Origin of the sequence: Siccibacter turicensis LMG 23730 (assembly GCF_000463155.2) — a bacterium.
In the GTDB taxonomy this organism is placed as follows: domain Bacteria; phylum Pseudomonadota; class Gammaproteobacteria; order Enterobacterales; family Enterobacteriaceae; genus Siccibacter; species Siccibacter turicensis.
This window is the reverse complement of sequence record NZ_AWFZ01000030.1, coordinates 89,448-96,037: the sequence shown is the minus strand read 5'-3', so window position 1 is coordinate 96,037 and position 6,590 is coordinate 89,448. Positions and strand designations below refer to the sequence as shown.

General features: G+C 61.6%; 5 protein-coding genes. All 5 read right to left on the bottom strand.

The features are described from left to right. Positions 1 to 339: 339 nt before the first annotated feature. The 5 genes from yegS to mdtD all read right to left on the bottom strand — a co-directional run bounded on the left by yegS (position 340) and on the right by mdtD (position 6,587). Entirely contained in the window at positions 340 to 1,239 is a 900-nt protein-coding gene (gene yegS / locus DW58_RS10070; protein WP_024548015.1) for a lipid kinase YegS, read from the bottom strand. Between the two features lie 249 nt (positions 1,240 to 1,488). Then, positions 1,489 to 2,850 (bottom strand): prephenate-dependent tRNA uridine(34) hydroxylase TrhP, encoded by a 1,362-nt coding sequence (gene trhP, locus DW58_RS10065; RefSeq protein WP_024548016.1) that lies wholly within the window; start codon positions 2,848 to 2,850, stop codon positions 1,489 to 1,491. 202 nt (positions 2,851 to 3,052) lie between these two features. Continuing rightward, positions 3,053 to 3,775, bottom strand: coding sequence for an envelope stress response regulator BaeR (baeR, locus tag DW58_RS10060; RefSeq protein WP_024548017.1), 723 nt, complete (start codon positions 3,773 to 3,775; stop codon positions 3,053 to 3,055). Continuing rightward, positions 3,772 to 5,175, bottom strand: a complete 1,404-nt coding sequence (gene baeS, locus DW58_RS10055) for an envelope stress sensor histidine kinase BaeS (RefSeq protein WP_024548018.1) — start codon at positions 5,173 to 5,175, stop codon at positions 3,772 to 3,774. The genes baeR and baeS overlap by 4 nt, the downstream gene beginning before the upstream one ends. Further along, positions 5,172 to 6,587: an MFS transporter gene (gene mdtD, locus DW58_RS10050; protein WP_024548019.1), complete on the bottom strand. Its 1,416-nt coding sequence runs from the start codon at positions 6,585 to 6,587 to the stop codon at positions 5,172 to 5,174. Before mdtD ends, baeS begins: the two co-directional genes overlap by 4 nt. Between the last annotated feature and the right edge of the window lie 3 nt (positions 6,588 to 6,590).

Genomic DNA, 6,590 nt, shown 5'->3' with positions numbered 1-6,590 from the left:
GCTCGCGCCCTCTGGCGGTTCCCGACCGCCAGCCCGGACTCAACGCCTGCGGCGCGGCGGTTTTGATGCCGGAAAGCGCCCCCCACTTCGACATTCGATCTCTGTCTGGACTCGCTGAAAAAAGAGGCGGGGATGCAGGCGAATCCCACGCCTGATGTTTCGATCGCTGTTCGGATTTGCAAAAAAACGATGGGGGATGCCGGAGGGTTGCCTGGCTCGACTCCCGTTTTCTGTCCGTGATCTAAAAACGGCATGAGGATAGTGATGCCGAAGGTTTTCACGCTTCGGCGTCAGCTTTCTGTTCCGGTTCTGAAAACCGGTATTGTGGGGGAGGGCAGACTATTTAAGCAGGGCGCAGTCCGGCGGCAGGCGGCACTGCAGGGCGCTCGGCAGGACTTCGATGCGGAAGTGCGTACCGGAGAGCGGTTCCCCGTCGAGGTTGAACGTGATGTCGTGGGGGGCGGTGATCTCAAACCAGGCGGAGCTGCCGTCCACGATATTGGGGCTTTCATCGGGATGGGTAAGCGTGGTGAACAGCGCCGGCAGCAGCTCTTCGCCGGTGAAGATACGCAGATCCAACTGGCCGTCATTGATCAGCGCCTCGGGGCAAAGCTGTTGTCCACCGCCCGCCTGACGCCCGTTGCCAATGCCAATCACCAGCGCATCACCCTGCCACTGGAAGTTCTCGCCGCGGATTTCACACCGGTCAGGCTTCAGCGCGTCCATTCGCATCAGACCGTGAATCAGGTAGGAGACGCCGCCAAGCGCCGCTTTCAGCCGCTCCGGGGTTTCGGTGGTAATGCGCGTGCCGAACCCGCCGGTCGCCATATTGAGAAAGTAGCTGTCGTCGTTCACCCGCACGATATCAATCGCCGTGGCTTTGCCAATCAGCGCCAGCGCCAGGGCTTTCTCCATCTCTTCGGGAATGCCTGCGCTGGTGGCGAAATCGTTCGCGGTACCCAGCGGCAGAATACCCAGCGCCGGACGCATCGCCTGCTCGACCTGTGCCAGCGCCGTCGCCACTTCGTTGACGGTACCGTCACCGCCCGCGGCTACTACCGTCTGCGCGCCAAGCTGCGTGGCCTCGTCGACATAACGCGCGGCGTCGCCTTTCTCCCAGGTGACGCGCACGTGAAGCTGATGGCCCTGATCCCGTAGCGTCGTCACCGCTTCGCGCAGCGGAAGGTTGTCGGCGCTTTTGCCGTTGAGAATTAACAGTGAAACGGAAGTGTTATCCATCATGGATGCTCAAAGAGATAATCATGAGGAAAGTGTATCGCACCGCGGGGATAACTGCCCAGGAACAGGATGAAAGCCCAAAAAAATAAGCCTGCGTAAGGGAGATTACGCAGGCGAATGAGGTGGTTCCTGGTACTTCTGGCTTTAGAGTTTATGTTTTTCAGCGGGGTGCATGATACCCCTTACAATCGAGACGGTATGTGATCGATTTCTAAGAAACATTAGCCAGGAAAAAATAACGATCGTTTACTATTTCGCATGGGGGTTGCGCGTTGACTGCCCGGCCAGATTACGCATCAGCAGCGCGTAATCGAGCTGCATCGCTTCGGGCACCGGCAGCCAGACGGTATAGCCATCGCCCGGCGCAACCGGCATCGTCTCGCCTTTGGCATTTTCCATATGCTCCAGCGTGAAGTTGACGTTGCCCTGCGGGGTCATCATCTCCAGGCTGTCGCCCACGGAAAACTTATTCTTCACCGCCACCGCCGCCAGGGAACCGTTGCGCTCGCCGGTGAACTCACCGACGAACTGCTGGCGCTCGGAGACCGAATAGCCGTATTCGTAATTCTGATAGTCGTCGTGGGTGTGACGGCGCAGGAAACCTTCGGTGTAGCCGCGGTGCGCGAGGCCTTCAAGGGTTTCCAGCAGGGATTCATCGAACGGCTTGCCGGCGGCGGCATCGTCGATGGCGCGACGATAGACCTGGGCGGTGCGGGCGCAGTAGTAGAAGGATTTGGTGCGGCCTTCGATTTTCAGGGAGTGCACGCCCATCTGGGTCAGACGCTCAACATGCTGAATGGCGCGCAGATCTTTCGAGTTCATGATATAGGTGCCGTGCTCGTCTTCAAACGCGGTCATGTACTCGCCCGGCCGCTTGGCCTCTTCAATCATAAACACGCTGTCGGTTGGCGCGCCGACGCCGAGGGTCGGCTCGACGTTTTTCACCGGAATCGGCTCGTGGACGTGCACGATATTGCCGACGTCGTCCTCTTTACCTTCCTGCACGTTGTACTCCCAGCGGCAGGCGTTGGTGCAGGTGCCCTGGTTCGGATCGCGTTTGTTAATGTAGCCCGACAGCAGGCAGCGCCCGGAGTAGGCCATGCACAGCGCGCCGTGAACGAAAATTTCGATCTCCATCTCCGGCACCTGCTGGCGGATCTCGGCGATCTCGTCGAGCGACAGCTCGCGCGACAGGATGACGCGCGTCAGGCCCATCTGTTGCCAGAACTTCACCGTGGCCCAGTTAACCGCGTTCGCCTGCACCGAAAGGTGGATATCCATCTGCGGAAACGCCTCGCGAACCATCATAATCAGGCCCGGATCGGACATGATGAGCGCATCCGGCCCCATGTCGATTACCGGTTTCAGGTCGCGAATAAAGGTTTTCAGCTTGGCGTTATGCGGGGCGATATTCACCACCACGTAAAATTTCTTGCCCAGGGCATGCGCCTCGTTGATGCCGAGCTGGAGATTTTCGTGGTTGAACTCGTTATTGCGCACCCGCAAGCTGTAGCGCGGCTGACCCGCGTACACGGCATCGGCGCCATAGGCGAAGGCGTAACGCATATTTTTTAGCGTTCCCGCCGGGGAGAGTAGTTCTGGTTTAAACATGGTGTTCTCGGTCTGATGTCAGGTCAGAACCGTCTCGGCTGAGACGGCGGGGCAGCTATTCCCCTACGTTAAGGGCGGGAATTGTAGCGGTATGAGGCGGGGAAGACAACGGAAACCCCTTCTGGAAAGGGGGCGCTGGGCATCTGACGCTGAGAGGGCCGTAAATGCAGGGGCGTATCGCTTTCCCCTGCATATTGAGGATTCACCCTAGCCGGCACGCATCGGCTTCCCAGCGGTAGCCGACCCCGTACACCGCGCGGATAAACGACTGCCCGGCGTCGAGCGCCTCGAGCTTGCGGCGCAGGTTTTTGATATGGCTGTCGATGGTGCGGTCGGTCACCACCCGGTAATCATCGTAGAGGTGATTGAGCAGCTGCTCGCGGGAGAACACTTTACCCGGCTCGCTGGAGAGAGTTTTCAGCAGGCGAAACTCCGCCGGGGTGAGATCCAGCAGCTTATCCTGCCAGCTGGCCTGAAAACGGCCTTCGTCAATGATAAGCGGGCTTTCGGCGTCCATGGCCTGCACCTCGCGGTGGGGCTTACAGCGGCGCAGGATGGTTTTCACCCGCGCCACCACTTCACGCGGGCTGTAGGGTTTGCAGATGTAGTCGTCCGCGCCGATCTCAAGCCCCAGCAGGCGGTCGATCTCCTCGATTTTGGCGGTAACCATCACAATCGGCACCTCGGAAAAACGGCGGATCTCCTTGCACAGGGTCAGCCCGTCGGTGCCCGGCAGCATCAGGTCGAGCAGGATCAGGTCCGGCGGGGTCTGGCGCACGTAAGGCAGCACCTTGTCGCCGTGGTCGATCAACGTCGGGTTGTAGCTCGCCGCATGGAGGTAGTCGATCAGCAGCTGCCCCAGCTTGGGTTCATCTTCCACGATAAGAATGCGTGGTGCGTTTTCATCAAGGGTTAAACCGGTCATGCGTCTCTCGGTAAGTCAGGATCCAGAGGAAGGTCAACTGTAACGCGTAATCCGCCGTATGGCGAATGGCTGGCGCGCAGGGTGCCGTTATGCGCCTCGACGATATTCTGGCAGATGGCAAGGCCCAGCCCTGAGCCGCCGCTGGCGCGGTTACGCGACCCTTCGGCGCGGTAGAAGCGCTCAAACAGCATCCCCAGCTGCGCGTCGTTGACGCCGGGAGCGGTGTCGGAGAAGTGCAGCGCCAGACGGTTTCCGGTGACCTCGGCGCTGATGACCAGCTCGCCCCCGGCATCGGTATAGCGCAGGCTGTTCTCCAGCAGGTTATTAAACAGCTGCATCAGGCGGTCGCGGTCGCCAAACACCGTGGCGCTGTCCGGCAGCGTCAGCCTGAGCCGCAGATCCCGGGCGAGGAAGCGTTCCCGGAACGCGCCAGCGGCCACTTCAATCAGGGTGATAATATCCACCGGCGCTTTCTGATACGCCAGCGCGCCTTCGTCAGACATCGACAGCTGGTGCAGATCGTCCACCAGTTTGGTGAGCGTTCCCACTTCGGCCTGCAACGACGTCACCGACTCCGGAGTGAATTTGCGCACGCCGTCCTGGATCGCCTCCAGTTCGCCACGCAGCACCGCCAGCGGCGTACGCAGCTCGTGGGAGATGTCCGCCATAAACGCCCGCCGCATGGTCTGGTTCTTCTCAAGGGTACTGGCGAGCTGGTTGAAATCCTGGGCGAGCTTGCCCAGCTCATCTTCGCTGGAGGCGGCCACGCGGGTAGTGAAGTCGCCCGCAGCCAGCCGGTGGGTGCCCTCCACCAGCCGCTTAACCGGGGCGAGCAGGCCGCGGGCCAGCGGGAAGGTGGCAAGCCCCGCCAGCAGGGTGGCGAGCGCCACGATAAGCCAGCTGGTGCGGCGCTGCTGGCGGTCAAAGTTGATATCGGTGTTACGGGTCAGCCGCTCCACCGGCGAGGCGATCACCTCCCCGACCTGCTGGCCGTTAACGCGGATCTCTCGCCGGGTGCCGTCCGGCGGAACCGGGGCGCGCGGCCCAACCAGCACCGCACCACGCTCATCCACCACCCAGAACTGGGTGCGCCAGCCGTGGGGCGGCATGCCGGGGCCGGGGCGATCGTCGTCATTCTCATGCTCCAGCGACCGCAGGATGCGGAACACGAAGCGGTCATTGTTGCGCAAAAATCCCCAGTCGCCGTGCTGGGCGTACTGCTCGCTCAGGGCGTCGCTCAGCCCCTGCAGGCGCTGCTCGTTGCCGCGCTTGATGTAGTCGATAAAGCCATGTTCGAAGCTCAGCCGCACCGCCCAGTGCATCGTCACCAGCAGCACCAGACAGGTGGCGAAGATGGCGAGGAACAGTTTCCCGGTAATGCCGGGCCGCCAGAATTTCATTTATGGCTCCTTGTGCGGCGCGGAAGGGCGACGCTTTTCGTCTTATCATTCGGGACGCGGGCAAACACCAGCGCCGGCAGGGCGATGATGACCGCCATGCAAAGATAGGTGTAGAAAAAGATGTGGTGGACGTCGGCGCTGGCGGTCTGAATGTGCTGATGGCCGAACAGGCCAAGCAGCAGCCCGGCAATCGTAACGCCGATACTCATGGAAAGCTGCATGGTCATCGACAGCAGGCTGTTGCCGCTGCTGGCCAGCTCATCGGAGAGATCCTTCAGCGTCAGGGTATTCATGGCCGAGAAGCGCACCGAGTTAATCATCCCCTGGGCCACCAGCACCACCGGCAGCAGCCAGTACCAGCCCATCAGCGCCGTACCCATAAACAGCAGGCTGACCAGCGCCAGACTGAGGGTGGAAACCACCAGCACCCGGCGATAGCCGAAGCGGTTCACCACCTGCACCACAATGCGCTTCATGCCCATGCTGCCGAGCACCATCGGGATCATCATCAGCCCGGCGTGAAACGGCGAAAAGCCGAGGCCGATCTGCAGAAATACCGGGGTGATAAATGGCAGCATCCCGCTACCGATGCGGCCACACAGGCTGCCGAACAGCGCCAGCGAGAAGCGGCGGTTGGCGAACAGGCGCAGGCTGAACAGGGCGTTGGGGTTGCCGCGGGCGTGCCACAGGTAACCGAGCACGGCAAAGACGCCGCCGCCGGCCAGCGCCGCCAAAGTGAGCGGCGAGAGGCCGAGGCTCTTGTAGCCGTCCAGGGTGAGGGTCAGGGCCGCCATGCCGGCGGCCAGCAGCACGAAGCCGGAGAGATCGAAGCGCCGGGTCTGCATGGTGTAGTTCGGCATCAGCATCAGGGTGGCGATGGCTCCGGCAATGCCCACCGGAAGATTAATCAGGAAGATCCAGTGCCAGGTGGCGTACTCCACCAGCAGCCCGCCGAGCGCCGGGCCGAGCAGCGGCCCGATCTGCCCCGGCAGGGTGACGAAGGTCATGGCCGCCATGTACTGCGCCCGCGGCACGATTTTCATCACCGTGAGGCGGCCCACTGGCACCATCATCGCCCCGCCAATACCCTGCACCACCCGCGCCGCCACCAGACCATTCAGGGTGGAGGCGCTGGCGCACAGCACCGAACCAAGAGTGAACAACACGATGGCGGTGAAAAAGATATTGCGCACCCCGACACGATCTGCCAGCCAGCCGCTGGCGGGCAGCATCACCGCCACCGTCAGCACGTAGGAGACGATCACCATGTGCATATGCAGCGGGTTGGCGCCCAGACTCTCTGCCATTGAGGGCAGGGCCGTATTGACGATGGTGGTGTCCAGCGCCTGCATGAAGAAGCCAAACGCCACTATCCACAGCTGCCAGCGCACGTTGTCGGGTAGATCGTTCATGGG

What these genes read in the sequence shown, in the direction of transcription:
- yegS (WP_024548015.1), bottom strand. Translation starts at nt 1,239, where the DNA reads ATGGATAACACTTCCGTTTCACTGTTAATTCTCAACGGCAAAAGCGCC.
- trhP (WP_024548016.1), bottom strand. Translation starts at nt 2,850, where the DNA reads ATGTTTAAACCAGAACTACTCTCCCCGGCGGGAACGCTAAAAAATATG.
- baeR (WP_024548017.1), bottom strand. Translation starts at nt 3,775, where the DNA reads ATGACCGGTTTAACCCTTGATGAAAACGCACCACGCATTCTTATCGTG.
- baeS (WP_024548018.1), bottom strand. Translation starts at nt 5,175, where the DNA reads ATGAAATTCTGGCGGCCCGGCATTACCGGGAAACTGTTCCTCGCCATC.
- mdtD (WP_024548019.1), bottom strand. Translation starts at nt 6,587, where the DNA reads ATGAACGATCTACCCGACAACGTGCGCTGGCAGCTGTGGATAGTGGCG.